The sequence below is a fragment of the Enterobacter sp. Ap-867 genome (genome assembly GCF_011752855.1).
Classification (GTDB): Bacteria; Pseudomonadota; Gammaproteobacteria; order Enterobacterales; family Enterobacteriaceae; genus Cedecea.
Map to the genome: position 1 here is coordinate 1,532,877 of NZ_VWWS01000001.1, position 19,893 is coordinate 1,552,769.

Here is a 19,893-nt window from a genome sequence, read left to right on the forward strand (position 1 = left end):
TAAACTAAAGGTAAGCAACTCATCTGTGTTATTGCGCAATCAACCATAACAAGTGACACCTGCCATATGAAATTCAAATCGGCGATTAAGCCTTACCAGGCCGCAGCGGGCGGCTGGGGTTCTCTCGAAGCGACCACCCGCTTCGTCATCGACAGCAAACATGCCCTGAAAAACCTGCGCAACCTGATGCGCATGAACAAAGCCAAAGGCTTTGATTGCCCGGGCTGCGCCTGGGGGGATGATAACAAAAGCACCTTTAGCTTCTGCGAAAATGGCGCCAAAGCCGTCACCTGGGAAGCGACTCGCCGCTTTATCGACAGCGATTTTTTTGCCCAGCACAGCGTCAGCAAACTCTATCAGCAAAGCGACTACTTCCTTGAATATCAGGGCCGCCTGACTGAACCGCTCAGCTACAATCCACAAACCGATCGCTACGAGCCTATCAGTTGGGCCAGCGCGCTTAGCCTGATTGCGCAACATATTCAGGCGATGGATAACCCCAACCAGATTGAACTTTACACCTCCGGCCGCGCCAGCAATGAGGCCTCTTATCTTTATCAACTTTTTGGCCGCATGCTGGGTACAAACAATTTCCCGGATTGCTCAAACATGTGCCATGAAGCCAGCGGCAGCGGGCTAAAACGCAGTATCGGCGTCGGGAAAGGCACTATTCGGCTGGATGATTTCGACAAAGCCGATGCCATTTTTGTGTTTGGTCAGAATCCCGGCACCAACCACCCGCGAATGCTGCACAGCCTGCGCCATGCGGCAGAAAACGGGGCGCAAATAGTCACCTTCAATACGCTGCGCGAGCGCGGCCTGGAACGCTTCGCCGATCCGCAAAAACCGCTGGAAGTGATCACCCCGCTGGCGGGCACCATCAGCACCAACTACTACCAGCCAAATCTGGGCGGCGACATGGCGGCGGTACGCGGCATGGCAAAAGCCCTGCTGGAAACCCATCGTCGCCTCATCACCGATGGTGAAGACGGCGTGTTCGACCTGGCGTTTATCGATGCCCATACCTACGGCGTTGAAGCCTGGTTTACCGCCATCGATGAAACCAGCTGGGAGAAAATTACCCGGCAGTCCGGCCTGAGCGAACTCCAGCTTCGCGACGCCGCGGCTATCTGGCAGCATTCAAAGCGGGTGATTTTCACCTGGGCTATGGGCATCACCCAGCACAAACACTCGCTGAATACCGTGCGGGAAATCGTTAACCTGCAGCTGCTGGGCGGCCATTTAGGCCGTCCGGGTGCGGGACTTTGCCCCGTGCGCGGCCACAGTAACGTGCAGGGTAACCGCACGATGGGGATCGATGAAAAGCCGCCGGTAAGCCTGCTCGATAACCTGGCCAAACACTTTGATTTTACGCCTCCGCGCGAACATGGCCACAATACCGTTGAAGCCCTGGCTGCGATGCTGCGCGACGAAATCAAAGTGCTGATTGCGCTTGGCGGCAACCTCGCCGCTGCGGCGCCGGACAGCCCGCGCACGGAAGAAGCCATCAGCCGCTGCGGCCTGACCGTGTTCATCAGCACCAAGCTGAACCGCAGCCATCTGGTGCCGGGTAAAGCCTCGCTGATCCTGCCGACGCTTGGCCGTACCGAAGAAGACATGCAGGTTTCTGGCCGCCAGTTTGTCACCGTCGAAGACTCCTTTAGCATGGTTCACGCCTCCGAAGGCATCGGCAAGCCGATTGCGGACACCCAGCGCTCTGAAACCGCGATTGTGGCCAGCATCGCTGATGCCGTTCTGGGCAGAAGCAAACTGGACTGGCTGGCGCTGGCCGACGACTACAACCTGATTCGCGATCACATCGCCGCCACATTACCTGGCTTTAAAGATTTCAATCAGCGCTGCGAAGAGCCAGGGGGATTCTACCTTGGCAACGCGGCGGCAGAACTGCGCTTTAATACGCCAAGCGGCAAGGCTGAGTTCAGCAATGCCCCGCTGCCGGATTCGCTGTGGCAAGGTGTGGAAGCCCCGTTCACGCTGCAAACGCTGCGCTCTCACGACCAGTACAACACCACGATTTACGGCCTCGACGATCGTTATCGCGGCGTGTACGGCCAGCGTGAAATCCTGTTTATTCATCCTGATGATATGGGTGAGCTCGGTCTGAACGATGGCGATAAGGTTGATATAGAAACCATCTGGCATGACGGTATCACCCGTAAAGTTAGCGGCTTTAAGCTGGTGGCCTATGATATCCCGCGTGGTAATCTCGCGGCCTATTACCCGGAAACCAACCCGCTGGTGCCGCTCGGCAGCGTCGGGGACGGGACGGGCACGCCGACGTCAAAATCCGTGCCGGTGAAAATCACCCGCAGCGAAGCGGAGCATACGCAGCGTATTGCCTGATCGGATATCCCATTCCCTCTCCCGCAAGGGAGGAGATATTGCTGACAGATATTCTCCATGATGGCTCAGCTTAAGTTCCGTTCACTTTCAGCCCTGTTTTATCTGTAACCACCGCACCAGTGAACGTCTCGGGGGAATCACCGTCATTCCCCCGAGACCCCGGACTCCCGGCCAAATAAATCGACCGCTGAAGCGGCAGACCTCCGTTTTATCTCCCAGTCCTGGGTCGGCTGAGATGCGTTCCCGACGCTCTCAGCCTCCGGCCGTTCCCGACGCCCGGACCCTGGCCAGTCGGAGAGAAAACGAAGGCGATTTAAGCCGGAACCGTGCCTCGCTTTATACCCGCAGCCACACGGAACGTTAACGTTGCGGCAAGTCTCACAGCCACGCCCTTGTCCCCGGCTCTCATCGCCCCCGGCTATGACCCAACTCAGGCGGGGTTGAGCTGTCGGGAACAGCGAAAGAGAGCGATCGTCGGGAACGAATCGCGAACGACCCCGAATGTTTGGGTGATAGCCGGTGGGTTTACCGCTTCAGCGGCGATGAGCTCGCCGGGCGCCGGGGGTTGTCAGGGGGCATGGCGTAATGCCCCCTGACACGTTCACTGTTTGCTTAGCTTGCAAGGAAAACGGCTCTAAAGGTGAACGGAAAAGTCGCGTTGCTTACATACATACGGGATACTACGAAATTCAAAGTGCGACCTGCTCCATGGCCTGCAAAATACGCTTATCGGAAATCGGGTACGGGGTCCCAAGTTGCTGAGCAAAATAACTGACGCGCAGCTCCTCGATCATCCAGCGGACCTCCTGCACCTCTTCGTTTTCGCGGCTGGCCGGCGGCAGCTTGTTCAGCCACTGCTGCCAGGCCTGCTGCACGCTTTCCACCTTGAGCATCTGCGCGCGATCGCGGTGCGGATCGATAGCCATTTTTTCCAGCCGTTTTTCGATTGCCTGCAGGTAACGCAGCGTGTCGCCCAGGCGTTTATAGCCGTTGCCGGTGACAAAACCTCGGTAGACCAGGCCGCTCATCTGCGCCTTAACATCCGACAGGCCAAGCGCCATGGTCATGTCCACGCGCCCTTTCAGCCGTTTGTTGATGTTAAACACCGCCGTGAGGATCTGCTCCACCTGCTTAGCAATCTCAACCACCGTGTCGTTCAGCTCGGCGCGCACTTTCTCGTGCAGCGCGGCAAAGCCTTCTTCACTCCAGACCGGCCCGCCGTTTTGCGCAATCAGCTTATCAATACCGCAGGAAATGCAGTCGTCGATAAGCTCAAGCACCTTGCCGTACGGGTTAAAATAAAGACCCAGCTTGGCTTTGTTCGGCAGCTTTTCGTGCAGATATTTCACCGGTGACGGGATGTTCAGCAACAGCAGACGGCGCAGCCCGCGCCACATCGCCCGCTGCTGCTCGAGCGGGTTATCAAACAGCTTAATCGCCACGCTCTCTTTTTCATCCACCAGCGCCGGGAAGGCTTTCATCCGGTAATTGCCGCGTTTCTGCTCATAGCTTTCCGGCAGCGAGCCGAAGCTCCAGATGTGCAGCCCGCTCTGCTCGATGCCGTCATCCGCCACGGCGGACAGCGTCTGCTGCACTTTATCCTTCAGGCCGCCTTTCAGCTCGCTGAGGTTTTTGCCCTCTTTGAGCTTCTTGTTGTGCTCGTCCACCACGCGGAAGGTCATTTTTAGGTGATCGGGTACCTGATCCCAGTGCCAGTCTTCCCGGTCTATGGTGACGCCCGCCATGCGGCGGAATTCGCGCTCCAGGCTGTCCAGCAGCGGCAGTTCCAGCGGCGTAGCCCGGCCTAAAAACGCCTCCGCATAGTTCGGGGCCGGCACAAAATTGCGGCGCACCGGCTTCGGCAGCGATTTGATCAGGGCAATAATCAGCTCGCGGCGCACGCCAGGGATTTGCCACTCAAAACCAGACTCTTCAACCTGGTTCAGCAGCGGCAGCGGGATATGCACCGTCACGCCGTCGGCGTCAGCGCCTGGTTCAAACTGATAGGTCAGCCGCAGCTTGAGGTTGCCCTGATGCCAGAAGTTCGGATAGTCCAACTTGCTGACCTGCTCCGCGCCTTCCCTGATCAGCATATTTTTTTCAAAGTTCAGCAGATCCGGCGTTTCGCGGCTGGTCTTTTTCCACCAGCTGTCGAAGTGGCGTGCGGAAATTACATCATGGGCGATGCGCTGGTCATAAAACTCAAACAGCGTTTCGTCATCCACCAGGATGTCGCGGCGGCGGGATTTATGCTCCAGATCTTCGATTTCCGCCCGCAGCTTGAGGTTATCGCGGAAGAACGCGTGACGGGTTTGCCAGTCGCCTTCAACCAGCGCATGACGAATAAACAGCTCACGGCACAGCGCCGGATCGATATCGCTGTAATTCACTTTCCGCGCCGCCACAATCGGCAGGCCATACAGAGTCACTTTTTCCTGCGCCATTACCGCGCCCTGGGCTTTCTCCCAGTGCGGTTCGCTGTAGGAGCGCTTAATCAGATGCTGTGCCAGCGGCTCAATCCACTCCGGGTCTATCCGGGCGGCAATGCGCCCCCACAGGCGGCTGGTTTCCACCAGCTCGGCTACCATCGTCCACTTCGGCGGCTTTTTAAATAAGCCCGAGCCAGGGAAGATGGAAAATCTGGCGTTGCGCGCCCCGGTGTATTCCTGCTTTTCCGTGTCCTTTTGCCCGATGTGGGACAACAGCCCCGTCAGCAGCGCCGAGTGCACCGAGCGGAAGTCCCCCGGCTCGCTGTTCACCGGCAGGCCAAGCTCTTTCACCACCTGGCGCAGCTGGGTGTAAATATCCTGCCATTCGCGGACGCGCAGGTAGTTGAGGAAGTCCAGCTTGCACTGGCGGCGGAACTGGTTCGAAGAGAGTGCTTTTTGCTGCTCGCCGAGGTAATTCCACAGATTCACGTAGGCCAGGAAATCAGACTCTTTGTCGTGGAAGCGGCGATGTTTCTCGTCAGATGCCTGCTGTTTATCCATCGGCCGTTCGCGCGGATCCTGAATCGACAGCGCGGAGGTAATGATCATCACCTCACGCACGCAGCCAAATTTCTGCGCTTCCAGCACCATTTTGGCAAGGCGCGGATCGACGGGCAGCTGCGAAAGCTGGCGGCCAGAGGCCGTCAGTTTGTAAACGCTATGGTCTTCATCGCTGGTAATGGCGCCCAGCTCTTCAAGCAGGCGCACGCCGTCCTGAATGTTGCGCTTGTCCGGCGCCTCTACGAACGGAAACGCCTGAATATCCCCCAGGCCCAGCGCCGTCATTTGCAGAATGACCGACGCCAGGTTGGTGCGCAGAATTTCCGGGTCGGTAAATTCCGGGCGCGACAGGAAATCATCTTCGGAATAAAGACGAATACAGATCCCTTCCGATACGCGGCCACAGCGGCCTTTACGCTGGTTGGCCGAAGCCTGAGACACGGGCTCAATCGGCAGGCGCTGAACCTTAGTGCGGTAGCTGTAGCGGCTAATACGTGCCGTACCTGGGTCGATAACGTATTTAATCCCCGGCACCGTCAGCGAGGTTTCCGCGACGTTGGTCGCCAGCACAATGCGCCGCCCGACGTGCGCCTGGAAAACGCGGTTCTGCTCGCTGTTGGACAGACGCGCATAGAGCGGCAGAATTTCCGTATGCGGCAGGTTGAGCTTAGATAGCGCATCAGCGGTGTCGCGAATTTCACGCTCGCCGCTCATAAAGATCAGGATATCGCCCGAACTTTCGTGGCCCAGCTCATCCACCGCGTCGAAAATCGCCTGCAGCTGATCGCGATCGACATCCTCATTGTCTTCCACCATCGGGCGATAGCGCACTTCCACCGGGTAAGTGCGGCCTGACACTTCGATAATTGGCGCGTTATTGAAGTGGCGCGAGAAACGCTCCGGATCGATAGTCGCCGAGGTAATAATGATTTTAAGATCGGGCCGCTTCGGCAGCAGTTCACGCAGGTAACCCAGCAGAAAGTCGATATTCAGGCTGCGTTCGTGCGCTTCATCGATGATGATGGTGTCGTACTGCATCAACAGCCTGTCCTGCTGAATTTCCGCCAGCAGGATCCCGTCCGTCATCAGTTTGACCATCGTGTTGTCGCCGACGTGGTCGGAGAAACGCACTTTATAACCTACGCAGCCGCCGGGTTCGGTTTGTAGCTCTTCCGCAATACGGTTAGCCACGGTACGCGCCGCCAGACGGCGAGGCTGTGTGTGGCCGATCAGCCCTTTAACACCGCGCCCCAGCTCCATACAAATTTTTGGCAGCTGAGTGGTTTTGCCGGAGCCAGTTTCACCCGCCACGATCACCACCTGGTGGTCGCGCACGGCGTTCAGAATGTCCTGTTTCTTCTGGCTGACCGGAAGATTTTCAGGGTAGGTAATCGCCGGGCGCGCGGCTTCACGCAGCTGTACTTTGCCCGCTGCGGCGTCAATTTCTGCGGCCAGCGTGTCGAATAAGGCCTGCTGAGCGTCAGCATTTTTAATTTTCTTCGCGCCGTGCAGGCGGCGAGAAAAGCGTTGTCTGTCGCGGAGCATCAGCCCGTCAAGACGGGCGAACAAAGAGGACAGCGAGGGTTTTGTCATTTCCATTTTATCTATCGTTATTTCGCTACCGGGCACAACCGGATAAGTCACGGCGTCAATTTCCGCTATTTTACCACACCCCGATTTCGAGCGCCTTGTTCAATAAATTCGAATATAGGGTTCGATATATTGCGCTATCTCTGTCATCGGATTGTGAATACAGTAAGTCCTAACGAACGGGCACACTGTCCGACTGACCAAACACTAAGGAATCACCCCATGAGCAAAGTATTAGTTCTGAAATCCAGCATCCTGGCAGGTTACTCTCAGTCCAACCAACTGTCCGACTATTTTGTTGAACAATGGCGTGAAAAACACAGCGCTGACGAAATCACCGTTCGTGACCTGGCAGCAAACCCAATTCCAGTGCTGGATGGTGAACTGGTCGGTGCTCTGCGCCCGTCCGATGCCGCGCTGACCCCACGTCAGCAGGAAGCTCTGGCGCTGTCTGATGAACTGATTGCCGAACTGAAAGCGCACGACGTGATTGTCTTCAACGCGCCAATGTATAACTTCAACATCCCTACCCAGCTGAAAAACTATTTCGACCTGGTGGCTCGCGCTGGCGTGACCTTCCGCTACACCGAGAAAGGCCCTGAAGGCCTGGTAACCGGTAAACGTGCTCTGGTTGTGACCAGCCGCGGCGGGATCCACAAAGACACCCCAACCGATCTGCTGGTGCCTTACCTGAACGTGTTCCTGGGCTTCATCGGGATCACCGACGTGAATTACGTGTTTGCTGAAGGCTTTGGCTATGGCCCGGAAGTAGCGGCTAAAGCACAGACTGACGCGAAAGCGGCTATCGACAGCATCGTTGCTGCGTAAGATTTGCTCTGGGGTGACTGACCCTCACCCTTGCCCTCTCCCTAAAAGGGAGAGGAGAAAAACACTATTCTCCAGGTCCGCTTTCTCCCTCGCCCCTTTGGGAAGAGGGCCGGGGTGAGGGGAATTAACAGCTTTTCTTAGGCTGATGCAAATCCTCAAACACCAGACGCTTCCGCCCCGCCTCAACCTCCCGCAGCGGCTCCACCTGATGCATTGTTTGCTGGCAGCGAATCACTAAATCCTGGTACTCCTTCGTGCCCTGTTTCTTCCAGGCCAGCTCTTCAGGCCGTAATTCACGTATCGCTTTCGCCGGGCTGCCGATAATCATCGTATTCGCCGGAAATTCCGCCTTGCCTTTAACAAAAGCCGCGGCGCCGACAATCGAATTCTCACCAATTTGTGCCCCGTCCAGGATCACCGCGTTCATGCCCACCAGCGCATTTTTGCCAATCCGGCAGCCGTGCAGAATGGCGCCGTGCCCGATGTGGCCGTCCTGTTCAACAACGGTGTCCTGTTCAGGAAAACCGTGCATCACGCAGTTGTCCTGCACATTCGCTCCGTCTTCGACGATAATCCGCCCAAAATCACCGCGCAGGCTAGCATTGGGGCCAATGTAAACGCGGTGCCCGAGAATAACGTCGCCGATCAGCACCGCCGTCGGGTGAACATAGCTGTCTTCCGGGACGACAGGCGTCAGGCCATCAATCTGATAAATTGACATACGGGCTCCTTATTTTAGGGGTTGAGTCCACCGAATCGCTTCTGGTAACCGCCCACCGGGGCGGGCAAGTCGCCCACCGAGGTTTCGCCCAGCTCGCTGACGTAGGTAAGCGCGCCGGCGGCGACCCGCTGATAGATATTGATGCACAGCTGGCGGGCATTCTGCCCCAGCCAGTGCGGCGGCAGCAGTTCATCCGGCAACAGCGGATCTTTCAGCACGACACGGCGGTAGAAGTGGATCAGCAGCAGCTGAATGTGAAAACAGCGCTGCGGCGTTAGCTCATCGTTTCCCGCCTCACGCAGCAGCGGTAAAAGCGGGCGAAAAGAGTTGATAAATTCAGCGTAACGTTCGTTTTTGTCGGTCAGCAACCAGCACTCTTCCACGCGGGATCTCAGCGCTGCGCGGGACGTTTGCAGCGGGGATTCAGCCTCAAAACAGATGACCTGCTCAGCCACGCCTGCCTCATGGAGCAGGCTTTGGATATCCGCGAGGTTTTGCGAGGGCGAAGCCATCAGGTTCGGCGCGAGCGCCCCAAAACCCTGCCAGATGAGCTGTTTTTTCACCTGTTGCAGCGTGGTTTTTTCCAACCCTTCGGAAAGCAGCAGCAGCCACTTTCCATCCCAGGCCGGCTGTCCGGCGCGATAAATTTTCGACTCAGCGCGGCGGGTCATTCTTTGGCCCATATCGGTCAGGCGATAAAAACTGCGGCGCCCCACTCGCTCCACGTCCAGCCAGCCCTCTTTATTGAGGCGAAAAAGCGACGTGCGCACAAAACGCTCACCGAATCCCAAAGGCTCCAGCATCGCCGCGAGGCTACCCAGCCAGATTTCGCCGCCTCGATGAGCCAGCGCATCGCCGTACAAAGAGACAATCAGCGACGTGCCGCTGATGGGCACGGCGCTGACGGCCTGCTGAATAAAAGTGTCGAGTTTGCTGCTCATCCTGCCTCATTGCCGCTATGGGAATTTCAGAGAAAAAACATAGCATAATAAAGCGGACGGCCCACATTGAATTAGGTGTTATGATTCAAAAAATCTCAAATCACTCATCTTAACGTAACGCATAACTTAACGCGTCGACGGCCCCAGTCGGCGGCTAATCGGCTCAAACTCAGGCGTGGCATGGCGCGGTAAAGTGTCCGGCTTATGTTCATCCATCGCCTGCCAGTACGACCAGGGCACTTTCCTTTTTCCCAGCTCATAATCCATGCCGTCCCAGGCATCTTCGCGAAAGCTGTAGAATGCCCAGTGCGCCTGTGTTTTATCCAGCGCGCTGAGGACATCCTCGAGATACTGGCGACACCCGGCCAACTGGCGCATACAGCCAAACTCCCCCGCCACCATACGATTCTGCGCCACCCCTCGCTGCTTAGCCCACCAGAATGGCTGCTGCAGATACCCGGCCACGCGCTCTCCGTTCCATTTTTCCTGCTTACCGCCAAAAGGGACAACGCCGGGATAGACATACGGCTTCAGGCGTTTGAGGTTTGGCGCGCTGGTCGCGTCGTAGGGTTCGTACATATGAAAACTGTAAAGCACGCGATCGTCACTCAGGGCGGAAGGCCAGTAGCTAAAGCTGTCGGCGGCGGCGTACCAGCCGCTATCCACCATGATGGGCGTCGTCTTATCCACTTCGCGAATCGCGTTGATCACGGTTTGATAGAACTCTGGCAAGTCTCTGGCCGTGCCTTGGTGCGCTTTGTACCAGGCCTTCATTTCCTCCAGCGAGGCGTGTTCGGGGAGACCAGCCCGCTTCTCCGGCGCAGGCTCATTGATCAGGTTGTAGGCGGCAATCGCCGGGTTATCTTTTAGCTGCCCGGCAAGGTCACGCCAGAACTGCGCGCTTTGCTGCCAGTAAAGTTTATCCTGCCACAGCCGGTCGTCAAAGCGGCCATCATTGTTTTGCGCCCAGCGCATACCGGGCAGCGACAGCGGCGTAATCACCACTTTAAGTCCGGCGGCGTGAGCACGCGCCAGCGTCTCTTTGAGGATGCGGAGATCCTGCGTCATCAGCCTCCGATAGTTGTCGGCATTACCCAGCAAAAAATCACGTTGTTCCGGTCGCCATTTGTCCCACGAAAGCCTTACCCAACTGGCACCGTAGCCTTTGAGAGCGGTGAAATAGGCTTGATCGGGCGGCAGACGGTTAAAGCTGTTGCCTCCGTGCTGCGGCGAATTCCAGAAGGCGATGCTGTCCATGGCAAAGGCGGAACCAGAGAGCAGCGCCAGTCCTGCCCAAAGTGCTTTGAGTTTCATGACAAATACCTCAGTAACGAAAGAGGCTGCAGTATTGCCGGTTAGCGGGCATCGATTGTCAGAGGAATGTCAGGATAGCGGTATAGGCCTTAGTTTTTCATCGTTGCCAGCGGACCGGCGAGGCGGTGTTCGGTTCTTACCGCCACGCTGCCCCGATTTTCCGCACTGACCACGGCCACCGTGGCCCATACGCTTTCGGCAGGCTTCGCAGGCCAGGGCATCAGCGTCAGCTGGTCGCTTTTTGCCCACCAAATCTGGCTATAGTCGCTGCGATTAAGCAGCGTTTGCTCAAGCCAGGGTTTGGGGCAAGCAGGAGACACCTGCGGCGAAGTGAGCGTAATGGCGCGATCGTGAAGCTGGATCTGCGTTAACCCGTCAAGGCCTTGTAACGCCAGAGGCTGCTGCCATTGCTGCCCGCCGCTCGATACGGTCAGCAGATAAACCCCTTCGCTCAGCGGCTGAGTAAACTCTTCGCTTTCGACCCGAAACTCACCTGCCGCTTCATACTGCACCGGCATTGCGGCGAGCGCTTTTTTGCCATCGGGCAGCATCAGGGCAACGTTAATATCCTGGCGGGGGCTCTTTCCACTTAAAGTTATGCGATAAATTCGGTTAAGCGGCATATCACGCTGCATCAACGTGAGCGTTAAGTCGTCCAGCCACTCAGGAACCGCCGGAGTAAGATCTTTGCCGCATTGCCGACTGACCACGGCATTAAGCGCCTCTTTCCAGGCCAGCCGCTGTGCCGCGCTATTCAGCCGCGGCCAGACATCAATCAGCTGACTGTTAGCAAGGTCACCTCGCTGGTTAAACAGCTGATGATATACGGGCTCCAGCGGCGTTTGGGGCAACGTTGCACCGACGCTGAACGAGAAGACGATCAGCAGAGCTGACAGGAGAAGTTTCATTCCGCTAGCTCCAGCCGATAGCCAATCCCGCGCACGCTCGCAATCGGCAGGCCCGGCAGTTTTTGCCGTAACTGTAAAACATGCGTATCCACCGTTCTGGTTGACGGAAAGCTTTGATAGCCCCAAACCTGATTGAGCAATTCATCCCGGGTAAACACGCGTCCCGCCATCTGCATCAGCATCGCCAGCAGCGCAAACTCGGTTGCCGTCAGCGCGGCCTCTTTACCCTGCCAGGTAGCAATTTGCCGCGCCGGAAGTAAGCTGAGTTCACCGCAGACCAGCAACCCGTCGCCTAAAGGGCGAAGCTGAGCCCGGATGCGGGCCAGCAGTTCAACGTGGGCAAACGGCTTGCTCAGATAGTCACGCGCGCCCGCCTCCAGCCCCGCCACCCGCTCTTCAATGCTCACTTTTGCCGTCAGCACGATCACCGGCAGGGCTTTTTTTGCCAGCCACTGAGGCAAAAACCGAAGACTGTCGCCTTCGGGAAGCTGGCGGTCGAGAATCGCCAAATCCGCCTGATACCAATGGTCGAGAACATGTTCACTGCTGCGCAGCCAGCGGCAGCTGAACCCCTCCTGCTGCAAAAATGTCGCCAGCCCTTCGCCCAGCGCGATATCATCCTCAATTAACAATAAAGTATGCGCTTTAGTCGGGTTCATACGGCAACTCCAGGGTAAACGTGGTTGGCGCGGGGCTGAACGTCAACTTTCCGTTGAGGCGACGAGCAACCCGCTGAACAATGGTCAATCCAAGACCCAGACTGCTGCTTGACCAGCGTAAACGGCGGCTGTTCAGCAGCGGGTTTTGAGTGATGTTTCCGCTATCGCTAACCTGAAAAATAAGGTGAGTTCTACTTTTATGCACCGTCAGGTGCACGGGAGGCTTTCCGTGACGGAACGCATTATCCAGTAAATTCGTCAGACACAGGCTGCCCCAGTAGAGCGACACGCCCACGATCATGTTTTCTTCCAGGCAGTACGTCAGCCCGTCCCGATCCGCACAAAGGTGATCGAGCCAGTCGCTGAGCCGGACCTGAGTGGGTGTTTCCAGCGCCTCCCGCTGATGCTCCGCTATCAGGTAGTGTTTACTGGTATCGGCCATCTGCCGCATCCGTTGCAGCGTGTCGGCCAGAGCCACAAAATTAAGCTGGGCACCTTCCGGCAACTGGTCGAAGTCACGGCGAAAATGTTCGACCACGTTGCTCAGTTGGGCGATGGGCGTACGCAGCTCATGGGTCAGCATTTGCGTAATAAAGCGCTGACGCTCACGCAGTTGCCTCCGCTGCCAGGCCATCCATATCAACCCCGACGCGGTAAACAGCGCCAGCAGGCCAAAAAGCCAGCGCCAGACATCGCGATAACCTTCCCGAGCATTGACGCACAGCGCCCCTGCCCGCATATCGCAGCGCTCCCCGGCATTAACCAGTTCGATATCGGACTGTCGGGCTAGAGGCTGCCAGACCTTTGCCTCATAACGCTGCCATTGCTGCTGGCTGAATCGCCAGAGTTGGCCGTTTTGCAGCAGCCAGCGCTGGCCCCCAAGCAATGCCTCAAGATTGTCATCGGACAGCCTGCCAATGCCCGCCAGGTCGTCAGGTCTTTCCCGCACATGCAGCGAGTTTCTTAGCACCGCTGCCGCGCCCGGATGACGCAAGATGTACTGCCAGGCACTGCTTCCCCCAAGCGGATAGAGCGGATTCGCGGCGAACCAGGATGCAGGCGGAATGTCCGGCTGGCATAAGGCGGCAAGAAATGATTTCACCGAGGGTGATAGCTCGTCCCCGCTGGCACAGCGCTTGTCCAGGTGGTAAAACGCCGTGAGGTCCGGCAGCGACCAGGCCTGAAACTGAGGATACATGGATTCGGGCTTGAGCAACGTAGCATCAAGCTGCTGAAGGGTTTGCAGCGAGACTTGCGCCGCCGGGGTTGACCGGCTTAACGCCGCGCTAAAGCGGGCCAGATCCTCGTCAAGTTCCGCCGCACGAGTCGAACCTGCATGCAGCCAAAGGGCAGCACACAGCCAGAGTATCGCGTAACGAAACAACGGGACAAATCTCCGGGTCACGAGAAAGGCCTTAATTTATGAGGAGGTGGAAAGCTGCCTGGCTGGCAGCATGTTTATCTCGCCGATTGTGCCGCAAGAAAGGCTTCAATTTGCGAGCGGGTGGAGGTGCCCTCCATCGGACCACGCTGCGAAATTGCCAGCGAGCCGCTGGCATTGGCCCAGGTCAACGCTTCCTGTGGCTGAACGCCGGACAAAAACAGGCTGACAAACGTGGCACCAAAGCAGTCACCTGCCCCGGTAGGGTCAACCACCGACACGTTAAAGCCGGGTATATGCCAGGTCTGCCGATCGCTGAAGTAGCTCGCCCCTCGCGGCCCTCGTTTGATCACCACGTGTTTCACTCCGCGCTTGAGCAGATTGTCCACCAGCCGTTGCTCATCCTCCCCCTGATGCCGCCCGAAGTAATCTAACTCCCCGTCGCTCGGCAGGAAAATATCGGTGTAATCAAGGATATATTCAAACGCCTGTGACATTTCCGGGATGTTAAGCATCTCTTTCCGGATGTTAGGATCGAAGGAGACGGTGCCGCCGCGTGACTTCACGTTTTCAATCGCCTTTCGCATGGCATCGATAATGCGAAACGAAAACAGCGACGAGCCCATAATATGAAAATGATTGCACTGGTTAAGCAAGGTGTCGTCGATATGGTCGGCAGTAAGCGAGCCGCAGGCGCTGTTCGGCAGATTAAAAATAAAATCACGCTGCGACTGGGTGCGGTAACTGACAAAGGCGCTGCCCGTGGTGGCTTTTGGCAGGACGGTAATGCCGTTCACGTCGACCCCATCTTTTTCCAGCCGGGCAATATTCATCTCCCCGAAGGCATCGCTGCCGACGCAGCTGAACAGCACCGAACCGAATCCTAATTTAGCCACCTGATCGGCAAAAATGGCTGGCGCACCGCTGGGATAAGGCCCCCAGAATTCGCCCGGCTGCGAAAAGCCCTGACTTTCTTTCTTGGCCAAAAACTCCACCAACAGCTCGCCGATGGTACATATCGTCACGTTCATCACCGCTCCTTCATTTTGCTTTTTGCAGCGCTGGGTTGAGCCACGTCAGGCACTCATTGTTGGTGTAGCTATTGCTCAACCCCACAGCGAGAAAGCGGGAATGGTATTCCGCTGCCACAACCTGGGGCGTAATGAGGCCGCTTGCCTGCGCGAGCTGGCCAACGGCATAGCGTTTTTCGCCGTAAACGGGCCGGTTGGCGACGATGGCAATCAGGTGTTTGCTCTGCCCAACGGCCTCACCCAACAGACGTGCGCCTGGTGCATCTCTGACGCTCAGCGTGCCATCTTCTGCAATATGGTCGACGGCAATCAACGTGCGGCTCGGGCGGTAATGGCGAAGCGCATTTAATGCCACCTCACCCTCGACCCTGTGTCCATCTCCGCTCAATACGCCGCCAAGCAGGATCTTTTCACCGGGAAGAAACTCTTGCGCAAAACAGACGTGCGCCAGGTCATTCATCAGCAGTCGCAGATCGTCATAGCCCGTAAGGAAAGGAATCACTTTACGTAAAATAGAGCCAGGGCCTAAAAATACGGTTTCATCCTCGCTGATTAAGGCCGCAGCCTGGCGCGCCATTTCGGCTTCCAGCTCTTTATCCATAACGGCGGCAGGTTCCCGGGGCTGAGCCACCGGTGCCCCCTGCCGGGCGGTATAAATTGCGCCACCAAACGAGCGCTTCAGGTAGCCTTGTTGCTCCAGATAATTGAGATCGTTTCGAATGGTGACGCCAGACACAGCAAGCATCTCCGCCAAATCATCTACTTTAATTTCGCCGTTTTTACGGACGATCTCTGCAATATCCAGGCGTCTTTTCAGCAGGCTGGTTGACGGTTTTGCCACAGTAGAGTGCCTTTTAAGTCATTCGAGTAATAACTTTCATTTTTAAATTTATCTTTTCTCTTGTCAAACTCCTGTCTATCACCCAACAAATAAAAATAAACAAATAGCCTTTATTTCAATGCATTAACAGAAAGCACCTCTCAACAATATTTTTAAAAATGAATATTATCAATGCCGAATAACTTTCATTTAGTAAATAAAATCGCCGTTGTGTGGCTTCGATCACAGCGACACAGGCATAGGATCGCTAAATTACTTTCAAAACGTAAGTTATCATTCAAATAACGATTTCATTTTTAAACATAAAGGAGCAAATATGTATATTATTTCCAGCAAAAACATGTTGTTAAAAGCTCAGCGTCTGGGGTACGCCGTACCGGCATTTAACATTCACAATCTGGAAACGATGCAGGTGGTGGTGGAAACGGCTGCTGAAATGCGTTCCCCGCTGATCCTTGCCGGGACGCCGGGCACTTATAGCTACGCCGGGACCGGCAACGTTGTCGCCATCGCCAGCGATCTGGCCAGACTTTGGGATCAGCCACTCGCGCTGCACCTTGATCACCACGAAGACCTCGTGGACATCACCCGTAAAGTGCAGGCCGGGATCCGCTCAGTAATGATTGACGGGTCGCATCATGCTTTTGAAGAGAATGTTGCGCTGGTGAAAAACGTTGTAGAGCTGAGTCACCGCTACGATGCCAGCGTAGAAGCGGAGCTTGGGCGGCTGGGCGGCGTAGAGGACGATCTGGTCGTTGACGCCAAAGATGCGCTGTATACCAACCCGGAGCAGGCTCGTGAGTTTGTCTCCCGTACCGGGATTGATTCCCTGGCAGTAGCTATCGGGACGGCTCACGGACTGTATGCCGCCGAACCAAAGCTCGATTTCGATCGTCTGGCGGCGATCCGTGAATGCGTGGATGTTCCCCTGGTATTACACGGTGCTTCTGGTCTGCCAGAGGGCGATATTCGTCAGGCTATTTCGCTCGGTGTCTGTAAGGTCAACGTCGCTACCGAACTGAAAATCGCGTTTTCAGACGCGCTAAAGCAGTACTTCATCGAGCAGCCTGGGGCTAACGATCCCCGGCATTACATGCAGCCTGCCAAACAGGCGATGAAAGAAGTCGTCCGTAAAGTCATTCATGTCTGTGGTTGTGAAGGACAGCGCTAACCCACGGACGCAAGGAGCAATGTCGTGATCCATACCCTGACTTTAAACACCGCGATTGATATGAATATTTTTTGCGGCTCTCTGCAGCCTTCTAGCGTGAACCGCACCCAGCGCACGGAATATTGCCCTAACGGCAAAGGCGTTAACGTTTCTTTGGTCCTGAAGCACTTTCAGCGGCCGACCCACGTCATGGGCATATTCGGCGGATTTACCGGGCGCTATATTGTGGAGGAACTTAAAAAACAAAAAATTAACGTTACCCCATCCTGGGTGCAGGCCCCTACGCGAATTAATGTGTTTATAAATGACGGCAACAATGAATATAAGTTGGTCAATGCCGGGGCGCATATTGATGATGAATGTAAACAACAGATTATTCAGCATCTGGACTGCATCCGCCCCGGCGATTATTTAGTGATCAGCGGCAGTTTGCCGCCGGGTATTGAAAGCCAGTTTTATGTGGAGGTTATGTCACTCTGCGAACAGCGCGGGGGAAAAGTCATTCTGGACATCAGCCACCCTGCGCTGCGGCAGTTACTTGAGCTTAATCCCCTGCTGATCAAACCCAATGACGATGAATTAAAAGAAATATTCAATCTTCAGGTAGAAAGCATCCACCAGGTGCGCGAGGCGATGCAGACCTTACATCAGTTGGGCGCACGTAATGTGTTATTAACCCTCGGCGCAAAAGGGCTCTATTTTTCCGACGGTTGTCAGCTGTGGTTCGCCTCCGCGCCCGAAATAGAGCTGGTCAGTTCAGCCTGTGCTGGGGACGCCGCGCTAGCGGCATTTCTCAGCCATTGGCTGAATGGTGAAGACATTCCCGAGGCACTAGCCCTCGCCAGCGCCACGGGTGCGGACGTCGCCGCGTCTGCCGGCCTCGGGAAACTCAATCGTCTGGAAGCATTATTACAACAGGTTCAAATCGTCCAATTATAAAGGTCTGATTATGAAAAAAATCATTGCCGTTACCGGCTGCCCTACGGGTATTGCCCACACGTTTATGGCTGAAGAAGCCTTGAAGACCGCAGCAAAAAAATTAAATGTCGAAATAAAAATAGAAACTAATGGCGCATCCGGTGTTGAAAATGAAATAACGCCTGAAGACTTAAAAAATATTTACGGCATCATCATTGCCGCAGATAAAGATGTCAACGCCGAACGCTTTAATGGATTACCCGTGATTGAAGTGCCGGTTAAAGAAGCGATTCACCACCCGGTAGACCTTATTGATAAAGTCATCAGCGGGCAACTTTCCCGCCGCCAGGGGATATCTTCTGCTTCTGTAACAGCAGAAAAATATGAACAAGAATCCTTCGGCAGGCAAATTTATAAACACCTGATGAGCGGTGTCTCTAACATGCTGCCTTTCGTGGTAGCAGGCGGTATTTTAATTGCCATTTCTTTTCTGTGGGGCATTTATTCCGCCGACCCCAATTCACCTCAGTACAACGCGATTGCCGCAACTTTAATGCAGGTGGGCCAGCAGGCATTTTCCATTATGGTGCCCGTTTTTACGGCCTATATTGCCTGGTCGATTTCCGGCCGCGCCGGGATGGTTGCCGGGTTCGTTGGCGGCCTGCTGGCTAACGCCACGGGGGCGGGCTTTCTCGGCGGGATCATTGCCGGTTTCGCCGCCGGTTACTTCATGCTGCTTGTTCGCCGCCTGCTCGACGGGCTGCCGCGTCAGTATGAAGGCTTAAAATCGATCTTCATTATGCCGCTGATTGGCGTGCTGGTGATTGGCGTACTGATGGTGCTGCTCGGCAAGCCCGTCGCGGCCATCAACAACGGCATGATGGACTGGCTGAGTTCGCTGCAACAAGCCAATCCGATCTTGCTGGGTATTGTTGTCGGGGCGATGTGTTCCTTCGATTTTGGCGGCCCGGTCAACAAAGCAGCGTACGTCACGGGAACATTGCTGCTCGGCCAGGGGAACTTCTTCTTTATGGCCGGCGTGTCCGCCGCCTGTATTACGCCTCCGCTGGTCATCGCTCTGGCAACCACTTTCTTCCCCAAAGGTTTTAGCGAAGAGGAGCGTGCGGCCGGGATGGTGAACTATATTCTCGGCTGCACGCATATCACCGAAGGTGCCATCCCCTTTGCAGCGAAAGATCCGCTGCGCGTGATCCCGATGATGATGATCGCCTCTTCCATCTCGGCCGTACTCAGCTACAGCATGCATATAGAAGTCCCGGCACCGCACGGCGGGTTCCTGATCCTGCCGCTGGTCAGCAAACCATTAATCTGGGTGCTCTGCATCCTGGCCGGCTCCGCCTGCGGTGCGGTGATGCTAGGTACGTGGCGACTCTGGAATAACCGCAAACAGCCTACAGCCGGGCTGCAGACAGGAGGTCAGAATGCAACTTTGTGAACAGGATATTTTCATCAGCCATGAGCAGGTCGATAAAGTCACTGCGCTCGAGCAAGTCAGCGACAGGCTGGTATCAGCGGGCAATACCACGCCGGAATATCTTCAAGGCATGTTGGCCAGAGAAGCGCAGATTTCCACTTACCTGGGCCACGGCATTGCCATTCCCCACGGCACACCGGATACCCGTCATGCGGTGCTGAGCACTGGCGTAAAAGTGATTATATTCCCGCAGGGCGTGGACTGGGGAGAAGATAATGTGGCGTATATGGTGGCCGGGATTGCCGCAAGGTCGAACGAACATCTCGATATTTTGCGTCAGCTCACCCGGGCGTTGAGCGATGAAGGCGTGCCGCACGCGCTGGCGAAGGCCACAACGCCGGCTGAGGTTTTAGCGATTCTGACCGGTAATAACGCCGAAAGTGAGCCACAAACATCCCACACGGAAGGAGAACAGGCCACGTTTGTGATCCGTAATCCTCACGGGCTACATGCCAGACCGAGCGCCGTGCTGGTGAAACTGATTAAGCAGTTTCAAAGCCGTGTCACCGTTGAGAATATGGACAGCCAGGCCGGGCCCGTTGACGGCAAAAATCTGATGAAGATGGTTTCGTTGGGGGTAAAAACGGGCCACCGTATACGGTTCACGGCGAATGGCACCGATGCCCGCACGGCGCTTGCAGCCATTGGGCAAAGTATTGATCAGGGGCTGGGAGAGATGCCTGTCGCCCCGCCAGAACAACCGAAGCGCGGCTGGTTATCCCGCTTGTTTGGTTAACTTCA

Annotated in this window: 15 protein-coding genes; 6 read left to right on the plus strand and 9 right to left on the minus strand. The window is 55.9% G+C overall.

Features of this window, described 5'->3' with window-relative positions; all coding sequences use genetic code 11:
• Positions 1-66: 66 nt before the first annotated feature.
• Complete coding sequence (locus tag F3J26_RS07205; RefSeq protein WP_166992738.1) at positions 67-2,364, plus strand: FdhF/YdeP family oxidoreductase; 2,298 nt, start codon at positions 67-69, stop codon at positions 2,362-2,364.
• A 689-nt stretch (positions 2,365-3,053) separates the two neighbouring features.
• Here F3J26_RS07205 and hrpA read toward each other — a convergent pair.
• Positions 3,054-6,953, minus strand: coding sequence for an ATP-dependent RNA helicase HrpA (hrpA, locus tag F3J26_RS07210; RefSeq protein WP_166992741.1), 3,900 nt, complete (start codon positions 6,951-6,953; stop codon positions 3,054-3,056).
• A gap of 213 nt (positions 6,954-7,166) precedes the next feature.
• On the opposite strand from hrpA, the gene azoR reads away from it, so the two are divergent.
• Positions 7,167-7,772, plus strand: coding sequence for an FMN-dependent NADH-azoreductase (gene azoR, locus F3J26_RS07215; RefSeq protein ID WP_008459208.1), 606 nt, complete (start codon positions 7,167-7,169; stop codon positions 7,770-7,772).
• 124 nt (positions 7,773-7,896) lie between these two features.
• Here the strand turns inward: azoR and paaY are convergent, their stop codons facing one another.
• The 8 genes from paaY to F3J26_RS07255 form a co-directional block, all read right to left on the minus strand.
• Positions 7,897-8,493, minus strand: a complete 597-nt coding sequence (gene paaY / locus F3J26_RS07220) for a phenylacetic acid degradation protein PaaY (protein ID WP_008459210.1) — start codon at positions 8,491-8,493, stop codon at positions 7,897-7,899.
• A 14-nt stretch (positions 8,494-8,507) separates the two neighbouring features.
• Positions 8,508-9,434 carry a phenylacetic acid degradation operon negative regulatory protein PaaX gene (paaX, locus tag F3J26_RS07225; RefSeq protein ID WP_008459212.1) on the minus strand — a complete coding sequence of 309 codons (927 nt, stop codon included), beginning with the start codon at positions 9,432-9,434 and terminating at the stop codon, positions 8,508-8,510.
• A gap of 126 nt (positions 9,435-9,560) precedes the next feature.
• Positions 9,561-10,748 carry a cellulase family glycosylhydrolase gene (locus F3J26_RS07230; RefSeq protein WP_166992744.1) on the minus strand — a complete coding sequence of 396 codons (1,188 nt, stop codon included), beginning with the start codon at positions 10,746-10,748 and terminating at the stop codon, positions 9,561-9,563.
• Between the two features lie 89 nt (positions 10,749-10,837).
• Entirely contained in the window at positions 10,838-11,656 is an 819-nt protein-coding gene (locus tag F3J26_RS07235; RefSeq protein WP_166992747.1) for a DUF2861 family protein, read from the minus strand.
• A complete protein-coding gene (locus F3J26_RS07240) occupies positions 11,653-12,315 on the minus strand; it encodes a winged helix-turn-helix domain-containing protein (RefSeq protein WP_166992750.1) in 663 nt (220 codons plus the stop codon). Before F3J26_RS07240 ends, F3J26_RS07235 begins: the two co-directional genes overlap by 4 nt.
• On the minus strand, positions 12,302-13,699 hold the full coding sequence (locus F3J26_RS07245; RefSeq protein WP_166992753.1) for an ATP-binding protein: 1,398 nt from the start codon (positions 13,697-13,699) through the stop codon (positions 12,302-12,304). Before F3J26_RS07245 ends, F3J26_RS07240 begins: the two co-directional genes overlap by 14 nt.
• 74 nt (positions 13,700-13,773) lie before the next feature.
• On the minus strand, positions 13,774-14,727 hold the full coding sequence (locus F3J26_RS07250; RefSeq protein ID WP_008459223.1) for a sugar kinase: 954 nt from the start codon (positions 14,725-14,727) through the stop codon (positions 13,774-13,776).
• Between the two features lie 10 nt (positions 14,728-14,737).
• Positions 14,738-15,532: a DeoR family transcriptional regulator gene (locus F3J26_RS07255; RefSeq protein WP_166992999.1), complete on the minus strand. Its 795-nt coding sequence runs from the start codon at positions 15,530-15,532 to the stop codon at positions 14,738-14,740.
• A 352-nt stretch (positions 15,533-15,884) separates the two neighbouring features.
• Here F3J26_RS07255 and F3J26_RS07260 point away from each other — a divergent pair, with 352 nt between their 5' ends.
• From F3J26_RS07260 to F3J26_RS07275, 4 genes are read left to right on the plus strand one after another with little or no spacing between them, the layout of a single operon-like run.
• Entirely contained in the window at positions 15,885-16,739 is an 855-nt protein-coding gene (locus F3J26_RS07260) for a tagatose bisphosphate family class II aldolase (RefSeq protein WP_166992756.1), read from the plus strand.
• Between the two features lie 24 nt (positions 16,740-16,763).
• Complete coding sequence (gene pfkB, locus F3J26_RS07265) at positions 16,764-17,678, plus strand: 1-phosphofructokinase (RefSeq protein ID WP_166992759.1); 915 nt, start codon at positions 16,764-16,766, stop codon at positions 17,676-17,678.
• A gap of 10 nt (positions 17,679-17,688) precedes the next feature.
• Positions 17,689-19,113, plus strand: a complete 1,425-nt coding sequence (locus tag F3J26_RS07270; protein WP_166992762.1) for a fructose-specific PTS transporter subunit EIIC — start codon at positions 17,689-17,691, stop codon at positions 19,111-19,113.
• Positions 19,100-19,888 (plus strand): HPr family phosphocarrier protein, encoded by a 789-nt coding sequence (locus tag F3J26_RS07275; protein ID WP_166992765.1) that lies wholly within the window; start codon positions 19,100-19,102, stop codon positions 19,886-19,888. The genes F3J26_RS07270 and F3J26_RS07275 overlap by 14 nt, the downstream gene beginning before the upstream one ends.
• Positions 19,889-19,893: the final 5 nt, after the last annotated feature.